General features: G+C 64.4%; 11 protein-coding genes. 5 read left to right on the top strand and 6 right to left on the bottom strand.

Going from position 1 to position 13,911, the window contains the following annotated elements:
• The first annotated feature begins 125 nt into the window (after positions 1-125).
• Both xdhC and AAFN55_RS17895 read left to right on the top strand, forming a co-directional pair.
• A complete protein-coding gene (gene xdhC / locus AAFN55_RS17900; protein ID WP_347800338.1) occupies positions 126-941 on the top strand; it encodes a xanthine dehydrogenase accessory protein XdhC in 816 nt (271 codons plus the stop codon).
• A 212-nt stretch (positions 942-1,153) separates the two neighbouring features.
• A complete protein-coding gene (locus AAFN55_RS17895; RefSeq protein WP_347800337.1) occupies positions 1,154-2,050 on the top strand; it encodes a hypothetical protein in 897 nt (298 codons plus the stop codon).
• A gap of 108 nt (positions 2,051-2,158) precedes the next feature.
• Here the strand turns inward: AAFN55_RS17895 and dps are convergent, their stop codons facing one another.
• Both dps and AAFN55_RS17885 read right to left on the bottom strand, forming a co-directional pair.
• Positions 2,159-2,647 carry a DNA starvation/stationary phase protection protein Dps gene (gene dps / locus AAFN55_RS17890; protein ID WP_347800336.1) on the bottom strand — a complete coding sequence of 163 codons (489 nt, stop codon included), beginning with the start codon at positions 2,645-2,647 and terminating at the stop codon, positions 2,159-2,161.
• Positions 2,648-2,713: 66 nt separating this feature from the next.
• A complete protein-coding gene (locus AAFN55_RS17885; protein WP_347800335.1) occupies positions 2,714-3,634 on the bottom strand; it encodes a LysR family transcriptional regulator in 921 nt (306 codons plus the stop codon).
• Positions 3,635-3,761: 127 nt separating this feature from the next.
• Here AAFN55_RS17885 and AAFN55_RS17880 point away from each other — a divergent pair, with 127 nt between their 5' ends.
• From AAFN55_RS17880 to AAFN55_RS17870, 3 genes are all read left to right on the top strand, one after another.
• Complete coding sequence (locus AAFN55_RS17880; RefSeq protein WP_347801037.1) at positions 3,762-4,979, top strand: urate hydroxylase PuuD; 1,218 nt, start codon at positions 3,762-3,764, stop codon at positions 4,977-4,979.
• Positions 4,976-6,289 carry a guanine deaminase gene (gene guaD, locus AAFN55_RS17875; RefSeq protein WP_347800334.1) on the top strand — a complete coding sequence of 438 codons (1,314 nt, stop codon included), beginning with the start codon at positions 4,976-4,978 and terminating at the stop codon, positions 6,287-6,289. The genes AAFN55_RS17880 and guaD overlap by 4 nt, the downstream gene beginning before the upstream one ends.
• 226 nt (positions 6,290-6,515) lie before the next feature.
• Entirely contained in the window at positions 6,516-7,781 is a 1,266-nt protein-coding gene (locus AAFN55_RS17870; RefSeq protein WP_347800333.1) for a glycerate kinase, read from the top strand.
• Positions 7,782-7,961: 180 nt separating this feature from the next.
• Here the strand turns inward: AAFN55_RS17870 and AAFN55_RS17865 are convergent, their stop codons facing one another.
• From AAFN55_RS17865 to AAFN55_RS17850, 4 genes are all read right to left on the bottom strand, one after another.
• Positions 7,962-9,413, bottom strand: a complete 1,452-nt coding sequence (locus AAFN55_RS17865; RefSeq protein WP_347800332.1) for a UdgX family uracil-DNA binding protein — start codon at positions 9,411-9,413, stop codon at positions 7,962-7,964.
• Between the two features lie 121 nt (positions 9,414-9,534).
• Entirely contained in the window at positions 9,535-10,770 is a 1,236-nt protein-coding gene (locus tag AAFN55_RS17860) for a putative DNA modification/repair radical SAM protein (RefSeq protein ID WP_347800331.1), read from the bottom strand.
• 62 nt (positions 10,771-10,832) lie between these two features.
• Complete coding sequence (locus tag AAFN55_RS17855; RefSeq protein ID WP_347800330.1) at positions 10,833-12,221, bottom strand: glutamine synthetase family protein; 1,389 nt, start codon at positions 12,219-12,221, stop codon at positions 10,833-10,835.
• A 207-nt stretch (positions 12,222-12,428) separates the two neighbouring features.
• Positions 12,429-13,820 (bottom strand): aspartate aminotransferase family protein, encoded by a 1,392-nt coding sequence (locus tag AAFN55_RS17850; RefSeq protein ID WP_347800329.1) that lies wholly within the window; start codon positions 13,818-13,820, stop codon positions 12,429-12,431.
• Positions 13,821-13,911: the final 91 nt, after the last annotated feature.

The raw sequence follows: 13,911 nt of genomic DNA, 5'->3' as shown, positions 1-13,911 counted from the left end.
GCCGGACATCTCCCCCACAAGGGGGGAGATTATTCTCGTGACCGACGCCGCGTAATCTCCCCCCGTGTGGGGGAGATGTCCGGCAGGACAGAGGGGGGCGCGAAGGAGCGCGGGCGGATCCGCAGATGACCTCCGCGCTCACACGCCTCAACACCTTCCTCGCTGCCTCCCCCGACGTGGCGCTCGTCGAAGTCCGCGAGGCGAAGGGCTCCACCCCGCGCGATGTCGGCGCGTGGATGCTCGTCTCGCCGGACGGCATCTTCGGCACGATCGGCGGCGGGCAACTCGAATTCATGGCGATCGACCGCGCACGCGCGATGTTTGGCGGAGAGAAAACGACCGATCTGATGGACGTGCCCCTCGGTCCCGAAATCGGCCAGTGCTGCGGGGGGCGCGTGCTGATCGACATCGCGCTGGTCGATGAGGAACTGCGCGAGGCGATACCGAAACGCATCGCGTCCGAGCAGGCAATGCAGCCGCATGTCTATCTGTTCGGTGGCGGGCATGTCGGCCACGCCCTGGCCGCCGCACTCTCCTTGCTGCCCCTCACGGTGACCGTGGTGGAAACCCGTGCCGAGGCGCTTGACGGCATGCCGGAAGGCGTCGCCACCCAGCTCGCCGCCATGCCGGAGGACGTGGTTCGCGATGCGCCGTCCGGGTCGGCCTATGTCGTCCTGACGCACGACCACGCGCTGGATTTTCTGATCGTTGCCGAGGCGTTGCGGCGCGCCGATGCCGCTTATGTCGGCATGATCGGCTCGAAGACGAAGAAGGCGACGTTCCGTAGCTGGTATCTTAAAGAGGCCGGTGGGTCGGAGGCGGATTTCGCCCGAGTGGCGTGCCCCATCGGCGGCGCGCATGCGAAGGACAAGCGTCCTGCCGTCATCGCCGCGATGGCTGCAGCCGAGATCATCCGAGCAATTGCCGACGCGCGGGCCTGAGGCCTCCCCCACGCTATATCGCCACTTTCGGAATGCGGCGGAACCTTGGCAATTTCCGTAGGTTAATAGGGAGCAGCAAAGGAGCTCTCCCATGCACGGTATCATCTATCTCGTCGGTCTCGTCGTCATCATCCTGGCGATCCTGTCGTTCTTCGGTCTCCGCTGAGCCAGCCAGGGGCTGGCATGAAAGTTCCAATTCAAAGGAGGCCACCATGGCCCATATCGAAACTGTCGCGGGCATCGAGCCCGCAGTCGTCATCAATGACGACGATCGTTCCTATGTCGATTGGCCCGCGATTTTCGCCGGCACGGTGCTCGCAACCGCGATTTCCTTCGTTCTCCTGACCTTCGGCTCCGCCATCGGCCTGTCGATGTCGTCGGCACGCGCCGGTGAGGGCACCTCGCTGTTCTGGGTCGCGGTCGTCGGTGCGCTCTGGCTGTTGTGGGTGCAGATTTCCAGCTTTACCGCAGGCGGCTATCTGACCGGACGACTTCGCCGCCGCCATGGCGATTCGACGGAATCCGAATCCGACATCCGTGACGGGTCGCATGGTCTGGTGATGTGGGCCCTCGGGGTTCTTCTGGGCGCGTTCATCGCGTTCTGGGGCATCAGCGGCACGATCAGTGCGGCGGGCAGCGCGGCAAGTGCCGTCGGCTCCGGTGTCGCCAATGTCGCGACCGAGGCTGCCGACCAGTTCGGGGCAGATTCCCTTCTGGTCGATCGCGCCTTGCGTGGCGGTGCCAATGCAAACCAGCCTGTCGATGAGGGCACACGCTCGGAGATCGGCCGCATTCTCGCATCGACGCTCGGGGATGGCGAACTCGACCAGGGTGACCGCGACTACCTCGTTTCGGTCGTCTCGCAGCGTGCCGGCATTCCGCCGGAAGAGGCGCAGGCACGCATCGACCAGGTGGTCGAGCAGGGCCGTGCACTTGAGGCGCAGGCGCGCGACGCGGCTGAAACAGCGCGCAAGACAACGTTGATCGCCGCCTTCCTCGCGGCAGCCTCGCTTCTGGTGAGCGGCGCGGCCGCCTACTTCGGCGCGACCCTCGGCGGCAAGCACCGCGACGAGCATACGGTATTCGCCGACTGGAACCGTCCCTGGTAAACCGCGCCAGCCTGCTTTCGGCTGAAAACAAAAGCCCCGCCTCCGATGAGAGGCGGGGCTTTTTCTTTGGAAGTTCGAATGATCGTGCAGCGCCGCAACGGCCGGGAACTATTCCTTTTCCTGCACATGCGCCTCGAGGAACCAGAGCGACTTGTCGAGTTCGCGCGAGAAGGCGGTGAAGATATCGGCGGTGTCGGCGTCGCCTGCCTCGTCCGCTTCGTCGATGCCTGCGCGAACGGCGTTCGCCACCGTCGCAAAGCTTTCGATCAGCGCGGCGAGATGATCCTTGGTCTTCGAAATGTCGGTCGGGTACGCCTTCACCGTCGACTTCTCGGCCACCGTCTGCACGGTGCCTTGGGCCATGCCGCCGAGCTGGACGGCGCGCTCCGCGATCGTGTCGACATGGTTGTCCAGGCTGGCGCGGAATGTGTCGAGCATTTCGTGGATCGCGATGAACTGCGGACCCTTGAGGTTCCAGTGTGCCTGTTTGGTGATCAGCGACAGGTCGATGGCATCGGCCAGCCGTGCGTTGAGAAGTTCGATGGCGACCTTCTTGGTGTTGGACTTGAGATCGATCCGTGTGTTGTGAAGCGCCATGATGTGGCTCCTTGTCTCGATGGGGATAACGGGACCAGAACGCCTATGATGGCGAGCGGGTTGCCGTCACTTGCCCGCAAGAATGTCGCGGATCATCCGGTGGCAGCGATCGGCCATGAAATCGAGCAGGAGGCGAACCTTCGGGTCCTGAAAATTCTTGTGCGGATAGACGGCGGCCAATTGCACCGGCAGGGGCGGAAAGGCCGGCAGGATGACCTTCAGCCGCTGGTCACGGATGAACGGCTCGACATCGAAACGCGGCTTGTTGATGATGCCGCGGCCCGCCAGCGCCCATCCGGTCAGAACGTCGCCATCGTCGGAATCGAACGGTCCGTGCACGTCGAACTTCTTCGGCCCATCCGGCATCTGCAACGTCCAGTGATACTCCTTGGAGCCCGGAAACCGCAGCAGCAGGCAATCGTGACGATCCGAGATCAACTCCTGCGGGTGCTGCGGCTCGCCGCGTGATGCCAGATAGTTGGGGGACGCCACGATCACGCGCTCGCAATCCATGATGCCGCGCATGCGCAGGCTTGAATCCTCCAGCACTCCCAGCCGGAAGGCGACATCGATGCCTTCCTTCATGATATCGACATTGTGGTCGGAGAGGCGAAGCCTGACCTCGATATCCGTGTAGCGGTCGCGAAACTCGGGAATGCCGGACGCAATCAACCTGCGCCCGAGACCCAGAGGCGCGGTGACGCGGATCGTGCCGCGCGGCTGGCCCGACAATGCGCTGACGGCCGCCTCGGCCTCTATCACCGATTCCAGGATACGCTTTGCCCCGTCATAGAAGACGCGGCCATGCTCGGTCGGCATCAACTGGCGGGTCGTTCGGTTGAACAGGCGCACGCCCAGATGTTTTTCGAGTTCCTTGATGCGGTTCGACGCAACCGCCGGCGAGATGCGCATGTCGCGGCCGGCCGACGACAGATTGCCGAGTTCCACGACCCGGACGAAGACGGCGATGGTGTCGAGATAGGCCATGGCTTGCTCACTCGCTGGCGGTGCCGGGCATTATTTTCCAATTTTTTTTGAAAGTCATCGTGCATCTCACCCCTTTCTCTTCGAAAAGGAGACCGTAAACTTGACTCGCGTCGAAGAGGGGCCGGACATGTACGAATATGCGATCTTCTGGGAGTGGCTGAGCTTTGCCGCCCGCTGGCTGCACGTCATCACGGCGATCGCCTGGATCGGCTCGTCCTTCTATTTCATCGCGCTCGATCTCGGCCTCGTGAAGCGTGAGGGCATGCCTGAAGGCGCGCATGGCGAGGAATGGCAGGTTCACGGCGGCGGCTTCTACCATATCCAGAAATATCTCGTGGCACCCGCGCGCATGCCGGAACATTTGACCTGGTTCAAATGGGAGAGCTACGCCACGTGGCTGTCGGGCTTCTTCCTGATGGCGATCGTCTATTACGCCGGGGCGGAACTCTTCCTGATCGACCGCTCCGTCCTCGACGTCTCCGCGCCGGTCGCGATCGGCATTTCGATCGCATCGCTGGCTGTGGGCTGGATCGTCTACGACCAGCTCTGCAAGTCGCCGCTCGGCAACAACGACACGACGCTGATGCTGGTGCTCTATGTGGTGCTGGTGTTCATGGCGTGGGGGTACACGCAGCTTTTCACCGGACGCGCTGCCTTCCTGCATCTCGGCGCGTTCACCGCGACGATCATGTCGGCAAACGTCTTCCTGATCATCATCCCGAACCAGAAAATCGTCGTCGCGGACCTGATCGCCGGCCGCAAGCCCGACCCAAAATACGGCAAGATCGCCAAGACGCGCTCGCTGCACAACAACTACCTGACACTGCCCGTCATCTTCCTCATGCTGTCGAACCATTACCCGCTGGCTTTCGGCACGCAGTTCAACTGGATCATCGCCTCGCTGATCTTCATCATCGGCGTGCTGATCCGGCACTATTTCAACACGGTGCATGCGCGGAAGGGCAATCCGCACTGGACCTGGGCCGCCGCCCTGATCGTCTTCATCGTCGTGATGTGGCTTTCGACGGTGCCCCGTGTGCTGACCGGCGAGCCGCAGCTTTCGGCGCGTGGCGAGACGCTGGTTGCGTCGGAGCATTTCCCTGCCGTGCGCGACGCGGTGATGGGCCGATGCGCGATGTGCCATGCCGCCGAGCCCGGCTGGGAAGGCGTTTCCTTCGCGCCAAAGGGCGTGATGCTCGAAACGGACGTGCAGATCGCCGACCATGCCCGCGAGATCTACCTTCAGGCAGGGCGCAGCCATGCCATGCCGCCCGGAAACGTTTCCGACATGACCGCCCGGGAACGCGCGCTGCTGGTGGCGTGGTTCGAGGAGGCGCAGCGGTGAGCGCGCTCCTCCTGCGCGGGCGCGTCCTCTCTTTCCTCACCCGGCCTGAGGCCATCGACGATCGCGCTTCCTATCGCTACGAGGAGGATGGCGCGGTCCTGATCCGCGACGGCAAAATTGCAGCCGTCGGCAATTTTCATCTCGTCTCGTCCGAAGCCGGCAGGGATGTGCGCGTCGTCGATCACCGCCCGCATCTCATCCTGCCGGGCTTCATCGACGCGCATGTTCACGTGCCGCAGATGCAGGTGATCGCGAGCTATGGCGCCGAACTGCTCGACTGGCTCAACACCTACACCTTTCCCGAAGAGAGCAAGTTCCGCGACACCCAGCACGGGCGGCGCATCGCGCGGCTGTTTCTGGACGAGATGGTCCGGCAGGGCACGACGACCGTCGCGGCCTATTGTTCGGTGCATCGGGAGAGCGCCGACGCCTTCTTCGCCGAGGCGCTGGAGCGCGACATGCTGGTCATCGCCGGCAAGGTGATGATGGACCGCAACGCGCCGGACGGCGTTTGCGACACCCCGCAATCCGGCTATGACGACACGAAGGCGCTGATCGCCGACTGGCACGGCAAAGGGCGGCTGCATTACGCCGTCACGCCGCGCTTTGCGATCACGTCGAGCCCAGAGCAGATGGATATGGCCGGCGCGCTGATGCGCGAGCACCCCGACCTGCACATGCAGACGCATCTGTCGGAGAACCACGCCGAAATCGCCTATACGATGGAGCTTTATCCAGAGGCCAGGGACTACACCGAAATCTATGCGCAATATGGCCTACTCGGGCCGAAGGCGCTGTTCGGTCACTGCATCCATCTCTCGGAACGCGAGGCGGATGCCCTGTCGGATACCGGCTCGATCGCGGTCTTCTGCCCGACCTCGAACCTGTTCCTCGGCTCAGGCCTTTTCGACTACCAGCGCTATTCCCGCCGCGCGAAGCCCCTGCGCATCGCCACCGCGACCGATGTCGGCGGCGGCACCAACTATTCGATGCTGCGCACCATGGACGAGGGCTACAAGGTCATAGCGCTGCAGGGCGAGAAGCTCAACCCGCTCGCCTCGTTCTGGCAGATCACGCTCGGCAACGCCAAGGCGCTGTCCATTGATGCGCGCGTGGGCACGCTCGATGCCGGGACCGATGCGGACATCGTCGTGCTCGATGCACGTTCGACACCTGGCATGGCGCTGCGCATGGAAACCGTGGAGACGCTCGCTGAAGAACTCTTCCTGCTCCAGACCATGGGGGATGACAGGGCTGTGCGGGAAGTCTATGTCGCGGGCAGGCCTGCGAAAAGCGGGTTGGTCGGTTGAGAAATTCGACGGCTATGGTCGCACTCTACGTTGCCCCCCTCTGTCCTGCCGGACATCTCCCCCACACGGGGGGAGATCAGCCTTCATCTCTGTCATCGCCCATTGTGCAACGCTTGAGATTGGCAGAAGCCGACGTGACGGCCGATCTCCCCCCTCGTGGGGGAGATGTCCGGCAGGACAGAGGGGGGCAACGTAGGGTGCGTACCAACCGGGGTCACACCAGCGAATGACCATCGACCCCAAATCCCTCTTCACCTCTCTCTTCGACGCCGCCGTCGATGCCGCCGACCCACAGCGCACCATCCGTGATGTCCTGCCGCAGAAGCCTGAGGGGCGTACCGTCGTCGTCGGCGCTGGCAAGGGTTCGGCGCAGATGGCGCGTGCGCTGGAGCAGGCGTGGGACGGACCGCTCGAAGGCGTCGTCGTCACCCGCTACGGCTATGGCTGCGCATGCGAACGCATCGAGATCATCGAGGCGGCGCATCCGGTGCCGGACGAAGCCGGACTAGCCGCCTCCCATCGGCTGTTCGATGCGGTTTCGGGCCTCACCGAAAACGACCTCGTCATCGCGCTGATTTCCGGCGGCGGTTCGGCGCTATTGCCATCGCCGCCCGATGGCATGACGCTGGCCGACGAGATCGCGGTCAACCGCGCGCTGCTGGCGTCCGGCGCGCCGATCGCCGCCATGAACACGGTGCGCAAGCACCTCTCCACGATCAAGGGCGGGCGGCTCGCCCTTGCCGCGCACCCGGCGAAAATGGTGTCGCTGATCGTCTCCGACATACCGGGCGACAATCCGGCCTATGTGGCATCGGGGCCGACCGTGCCGGACGCGGGCACTCGCGCTGATGCACTGGCGATCGTCGATGCCTACCGCCTGGACCTGCCCGCAGCAGCACTCAAGCATCTCGATACGCCGGCGGCCGATGCGCCATCCCCCGACGATCCACGTTTTGCGCGCAACGAGGTCCACCTGATCGCCTCCGCCGCGCGATCGCTGGAGGCAGCCGCCTCGGAAGCCGCGCGTCATGGCATCAAAGCGGTCATCCTGTCGGATTCGATCGAGGGCGAGGCGCGTGACGTCGCGGGCGTCCATGCGGCAATCGCCCGCGAGGTCGCAATGAGGAACCGGCCGTTCGAAAAGCCGGTCCTGTTGCTGTCGGGGGGAGAGACGACGGTGACGATCCGCGCAAAGGATGGCAAGGGTGGGCGCAACTCGGAGTTCCTGCTCGCCTTCGCGCTCGCCATCGACGGCGTCGAGGGCATCCATGCCTTTGCAGCCGATACCGACGGGATCGACGGATCGGAAGCGAATGCGGGCGCGTTTGCCGATTTTACGACCCCCAAGCGCATGCGGGCTGCCGGGGTAGACCCCAAGGCCGCGCTTGCACGAAACGATGCATGGACCGCGTTCGATGCGGTCGGCGGTCTCTTCGCGCCCGGCCCGACCGGCACCAATGTCAACGATCTGCGGGCGGTGTTGGTTTTGTAGCGGACGAACCACCCCCACTCCGTCGCGCTGCGCGCGCCACCTCTCCCCCTGCCCGGGGTAGAAGAATTACTGCCGCAATGCATCGCTTCTTCAGCTTGGTTTCCTCTCCCCTTTTGAGGGGGAGAGGTGGCGCGCGCAGCGCGACGGAGTGGGGGGTCTACGTCTCGCCGTCTCGCTCCCTTACACCCCCATCAGCGCCTTGACCGCCTGCATGTCCTTCACGAACCGCGCGCGCTCGGCCTGCGCTTCGTCAGGCTCTCGAATGCGCAGGATAAACGAGGGGTGGATCGTCAAAAAGACCTGCACGCCATCGTCGCGGGTGACGATCTCGCCGCGCATGCGCGTGATGGGAATAGCCTTGCCGAGCAGCGACTGGGCGGCGGTCGCGCCCATCGCGACGACGAGGGCCGGCTTGATCAGGCCGATCTCGTGGTCGATCCACCAGCGGCATGCCTTGACCTCGCCGGCGTTCGGCTTCTGGTGGATGCGCCGCTTGCCGCGCGGCTCGAACTTGAAGTGCTTGACCGCATTCGTGACGTAGAGTTTTTCACGCGCGATGCCGGCCTCATCGATCACCTCGTCGAACACGCGCCCCGCCGGGCCGACGAACGGCTTGCCGGCAATGTCCTCCTGGTCGCCCGGCTGCTCGCCGACGAAGATTATTTCCGCCGTTTCCGGTCCTTCGCCGAACACCGTCTGCGTCGCGTCCTGCCACAGCGGGCAGCGCCGGCAGCTCTCGGCCTGGCGGCGAAGCTCGGGAATGGAGGTCGCGTCCTCCGGCGCGTGTTCCTCAGGCTTGCTCCAGTGCTTTTCCTGCACCTTGGCGTGGTGCGGCGCGGGCATTGTGGGCATCCTTTCCAGCATCTCCCGGGCAGATCGGTCCGCATTCTTGATCAGATCAGGAATGAGCGAAGCCTCGGGCAGGTTCCGCCAGTACTTCTTCGGCATCTCGGCCTGCATCGCCTTCACCTTCAGGCGCGCCGGATTGAAGATGTTGGTGAAATAGGTGCGCCATAGATCGTTTGCGGCGTCTTCCAGAGGCGCATCGGCCCTGGTCGCGCCCGGCCCGATGACGAGGCTGTCGCCATCCCAGTCGGCCGAGGCATGCGGCGTCAGGATCGTCCAGCGCATGCCGGCGAACCGGCGAACGAAGAAATCCGCGTTGCGCTCTACGATGTAGTGGTCCGGTTCGAACCATGCGACGAACCGCTCGTCCTCGCCCTGGCCGACCTTCACAAAACGCACGAAGGCGCGCATCTTGTGGATGTCGCGCCGCACGGATTTCTCGTGCTCGCGGAGCGCGATGATGTCCGGGTCGGAGGCGATTTTCATCAGATGCGGCTCGCTCCGCAGCCTGAACAGGATACGGTAGAGAAGGCCGAACCGTGCCGGGTCGCGATGGCAGATCACGGCTTTCGCCTTTTCCACGAAGTCGCGCGGAACGTTCATCGTCGCGCCAGGCGGTGCTTCCGGCAGGGGTGTCGCATCGGAAAACAGATCGTCCCCGTCGCCGACCTGCCATGTGATCGCGCCGGGCTCTATCTCGTTTAGCGCAAGCCTGCGCGCCGCATCGCGCCACCCGTCGAAATCGGTCTCGGAGGCGAGGCGGACGGTGTGGTAAACTGGGCTCATCGTGGGGCACCGCGATCTGTCGCGCCCCCCTCTGCCCTGCCGGGCATCTCCCCCACGAGGGGGGAGATGCCCGGCAGGGCAGAGGGGGGCAACGTAGGGCGTGACCATCGCAAATGCCGCGTTAGAACAAACTCAACTGCTTCGGTGCCGGCACCAGCCGACCGCGCAAATTCTCCTCGTCCGTCATGCCGCGCGGCGACCACCCATCGGCGACGATGAAGGGTCGCACCTTCGCGATCGACTGGCAGAGGCGGGCGACATCCTCGATCCGGAGGCGCTTGTATCGCCGGATGTCCAGCATGCGCGTGACGACCTTGGTGCCGATGCCGGGAATGCGTAAGAGCATCTCGCGCGGGGCGCGATTCACGTCGAGCGGGAAGGCGTGGCGGTTGACGAGCGCCCAGGCAAGCTTGGGGTCGATGTCCAAATCGAGCATCCCATCCGGCCGGCCGGCGACGATCTCGTTGCGCTCGAAGCCGTAGAACCGCATCAGCCAATCCGCCTGATAAAGCCTGTGCTCGCGCATCAGAGGCGGGCGCACCAGCGGAAGGGCCGACGATGAATCCGGGATTGGGCTGAAGGCCGAGTAATAGACGCGCCGGAGGTGGTAGCCCGAATAAAGCCGGGCGGAAGTCGAAAGGATATCGGAATCCGTGGCCGCGTCCGCGCCGACGATCATCTGCGTCGATTGTCCGGCCGGCGCGAAGCGCTGCCGCTTTTTGGTCCGCATGGTCGGCTCGGACTTTTCCTCGATCTTTTCGCGCAGCCGAGCCATCGATACGCGGATCGTCTCGGGCTTCTTCTGCGGTGCGAGCCGCTTCACGCCCTCGTCGGTCGGCAGTTCGACATTGATCGACAGCCGGTCGGCGTAAAGACCCGCCTGCGCGATCAGGTCGCGGCTCGCTTCGGGGATCATCTTGAGGTGGATGTAGCCATGAAACGCGTGATCGATCCGCAACCGCCGCGCGATCTCCACCATCTCGGCCATGGTTTCGTCCGGCGATCGGATCACGCCCGAGGAAAGGAACAGGCCCTCGATGTAGTTGCGCTTGTAGAAATCGAGCGTGAGATTGACGACTTCGTCGATCGTGAAACGGGCGCGGCGCACGTTCGAGGACGACCGGTTCACGCAATACACGCAGTCATAGATGCAGAAATTGGTCAGCAGGATCTTGAGCAGCGAGATGCAGCGCCCATCCGGCGCGTAGGAATGGCAGATGCCGCTCCCCTCGGTCGAGCCGATGCCCTTGGATTTCAGCGAATTGCGACCGGCACCGCCCGACGATGCGCAGGACGCATCGTATTTGGCGGCATCGGCGAGGATGGCAAGCTTTTGAGCGAGTGACGGTGCTGACATTCGTTCATGATATGTTCTGGCGTCCTCGCCGTCTATAACTTTTGACACATCGCGCGATGCGATCACACCTCGTGGAGGTAGAGGTGATAGTCCAGTTCGCTGACGGTCTTGGCCACGCGCAGATATTCCGCCCGCTTGATCGCGGTGAACGTGCGGTGCATGTCCTCGCCCAGAGCGGATTTCAGGAATGCCGAGCCCTCCGCCGCCTTGATCGCGGTCAGCCAGTCCGCCGGCATCACGGCTTTGTCGTTTTCGTCCGCCGCGTAGCCATTGCCGGTGGTTTCAGGCCCCGGATCGAGGCTGTCGTCCAGTCCCTTGAGAATGCCGGCGAGTATCGTCGCCGCCACAAGATAGGGGTTCGCGTCGACGCCGGAGGGGCGGTGCTCGATGCGCCGCGCCTTCACGTCGCCGGCCGGTACACGCAGGGCGACCGAGCGGTTGTTGACGCCCCAGGTCGGCGCGACGGGCGCGTAGGATTGCGAGACGAAACGCCGCCAGGAATTGGCGTGCGGGGCAAAGACCAGCATGGATTCCGCCATCGTGTGCGACAGCCCGCCGATCGCGTGAAGCAGCTTGGGGTTCCATGTGCCCTCCGCCTCCTCCGCGAAGACGTTGCGGCCGGCATCGTCCTGCAGCGAAACGTGGAAATGCATGCCGGATCCCGCATAGCGCTCGATCGGCTTTGCCATGAAGCAGGCGGTGACGCCGTGGCGGCGCGCCTGCATGCGTACGATGCGCTTGAGCATGACGAGATCGTCGGCCGCCTGCATCACGTCTTTGCGGTAGTTCAGGGTCAGCTCGTACTGGCCGGGCGCATATTCCGAAATCACCGTCTCGGCGGGTATGCCCTGCGCTTTGGCCGCAGCGTAGATGTCGGAGAACAGCGGCTCCATGCCGTGCAAATGATCGACGGAATAGACTTCGGTCTTGCCGCTGGCGCGCCCGTCCACGACGGCGCGCGCCGGTTGGACGCGCCCTTCGGCGTCGCGTTCGTTGGCCAGCAGGAAGAATTCGAGTTCGAAGGCACCGGCAGGATGCAGGCCGCGCGCCTTCATCGCCGCGACTTGCCGAAGCAGCGCGTGGCGCGGATCGCTGGTCATCGGCGTGCCGTCGAGACCATACATCGACATCAGCGCCTGTCCGCGCGGCGGGGTCGTGCCGTGAAGCGGCTTCAGCGTGCCGGGTATGGGCCATGCGCGCAAATCGCCGTCGCCGGAATCCCAGATCAGGCCGGTCTCGTGGACATCCTCACCGGTGATGTCGAGGCCGAGGATCGAGATCGGCAGATGGCGGCCACCTTTGTAGAACGCCTCAAGTTCGTGGCGTCGGATGATCTTGCCGCGTCCCACGCCGTTGGCATCGGTCAAAACGATGTCGAAGGCCTCGATGTCGAGATGCGCGTCCAGGAAGGCGAGGGCCTCGTCGGGGGAGGAGCCGGAGGGGGAGGTCATGCGAAACTGGCTCCAAATTGCAGGGTTGGCGTTCTGTGGCGCCCCCCTCTGTCCTGCCGGACATCTCCCCCGCGAGGGGGGAGATTATCCTTCATCACCCTCTCCGCTCGTCCTGCAAGGCTGGAGGTTGGCGAAAACGCAGATGCAGACTGATCTCCCCCCTCGTGGGGGAGATGCCCGGCAGGGCAGAGGGGCGCGCGAAGGAACTCAGACATGTGAGGTCAACTCCCGGACAATCTCATCGAACGCTTCCACCAGCCGATCGACCTGCTTCTTCTTCGTTGCCGGCGAGATCAGCATCATGTTGTGGAAAGGCGCGATCAGGCAGCCGCGATTGACGAGGCCGACATGGATCGCGGCCTCCAGTTCCGGCGCATGGGCAAGCTCGGCTTCCGCGCCGTTGCGCAGCGGCCCCGGCGCGCAGATGAACTCGACGCGCGCGCCGACGCGGGCGACATGCCACGGCAGGCCGTGACGTTCGATCGCCGCGCGCAGGCCAAGCTCCAGCCGTTCGGCGAGCTTGTCCATATGCGCATAGGCCTTCTCGGTCATCACCTCTTCCAGTGTGGCGCGCATCGCGGCGAACTGGAGCGGGTTGGCCGACAGCGTCGTGCCCATGCCGGAATAGCCGGGCTCCTTGGTCTGCTCATAAGCCGTCCAGCGCTCCGCGACGTCGGCGCTCATGCCCCAGACGCTGGCCGGCACGCCACCGGCCACCGGCTTCCCGAGAACGAAGAGATCAGGCTCGAGTCCAAAGGCGCGCGTATAGCCGCCGGGGGCGGTCGAGATCGTATGCGTCTCGTCGATGAGAAGCAGCGTGCCGTGCTTGCGGGTGAGATCGCGCAAGCCATCGTGAAAGCCCGGCTGTGGGAGGACCATGCACGAATTGGTCAGGACAGGCTCGGTTATGACGCAAGCGACGTCGCCCTCGCCAAGCGCCGCATCCAGCGCGTCGAGATCGTTGAACTCCACGATGCGGGTCGTCTCGGTGAGATCGCGGAACTCGCCGGCCAGCCCGGGCCGGTTGACTGGCCGGCCATGCCTGAGGTTCACCATCGTCTCGTCTACCGAGCCATGGTAGCAGCCGTTGAAGACGAGGATTTTCGGCCGTCCCGTGACCGCGCGCGCGACGCGCAGCGCGAACCGGTTGGCATCCGTCGCCGTCGTCGCGATCTGCCAAGAGGGCAGGCCGAAGCGTCGTGCCAGGAGATCACCGAGCACGAGCGCGTCGGTCGAAGGCAGCATGTATGTCAGGCCGCGCCTGGCCTGCCGCCTGATCGCGCGCGCGACCGGTGCGGGCGAATGGCTGAACATCGAGCCGGTGTCGCCAAGGCAGAAATCGTCCAGGCGGTGTCCATCGATATCCGTGATCGTGGCGCCGGACGCCTTCTCCACCACGAAGGCGAAAGGCATCGGCCAGTCGCGCATCCAGTGCATCGGAACGCCCGCCAGATAGCCGCTCACGCCCTCGGCCATCGCCTTGCGCGACTGCGGACGGGCATGCGCGTACATCTTCGCTTCACGCGCCCGCAGCGCGTCGATGCGGGTGCGCGCGATGCCGCCGATGACGCCGGCTGCTTGCTCCGGTGCTCCTGCCACGGTTCAAAACTCCCTCAGATGACGGTTTCCTATCGTCGCGGCGTGCTTGCCGCAACTGTGTCACACCAACAAGGTTGATGGTGCTGATACG

Origin of the sequence: Mesorhizobium sp. CAU 1732, from assembly GCF_039888675.1 — a bacterium.
Taxonomy (GTDB): Bacteria; Pseudomonadota; Alphaproteobacteria; order Rhizobiales; family Rhizobiaceae; genus Aerobium.
The sequence above is the reverse complement of the archived record's forward strand: the minus strand, read 5'-3'. Positions and strand labels throughout refer to the sequence as shown.

Coding starts and splice junctions, on each gene's coding strand:
- AAFN55_RS17860 (WP_347800331.1), bottom strand. CDS start 10,770: ATGTCAGCACCGTCACTCGCTCAAAAGCTTGCCATCCTCGCCGATGCC.
- AAFN55_RS17855 (WP_347800330.1), bottom strand. CDS start 12,221: ATGACCTCCCCCTCCGGCTCCTCCCCCGACGAGGCCCTCGCCTTCCTG.
- AAFN55_RS17895 (WP_347800337.1), top strand. CDS start 1,154: ATGGCCCATATCGAAACTGTCGCGGGCATCGAGCCCGCAGTCGTCATC.
- dps (WP_347800336.1), bottom strand. CDS start 2,647: ATGGCGCTTCACAACACACGGATCGATCTCAAGTCCAACACCAAGAAG.
- AAFN55_RS17885 (WP_347800335.1), bottom strand. CDS start 3,634: ATGGCCTATCTCGACACCATCGCCGTCTTCGTCCGGGTCGTGGAACTC.
- AAFN55_RS17870 (WP_347800333.1), top strand. CDS start 6,516: ATGACCATCGACCCCAAATCCCTCTTCACCTCTCTCTTCGACGCCGCC.
- xdhC (WP_347800338.1), top strand. CDS start 126: ATGACCTCCGCGCTCACACGCCTCAACACCTTCCTCGCTGCCTCCCCC.
- AAFN55_RS17880 (WP_347801037.1), top strand. CDS start 3,762: ATGTACGAATATGCGATCTTCTGGGAGTGGCTGAGCTTTGCCGCCCGC.
- AAFN55_RS17865 (WP_347800332.1), bottom strand. CDS start 9,413: ATGAGCCCAGTTTACCACACCGTCCGCCTCGCCTCCGAGACCGATTTC.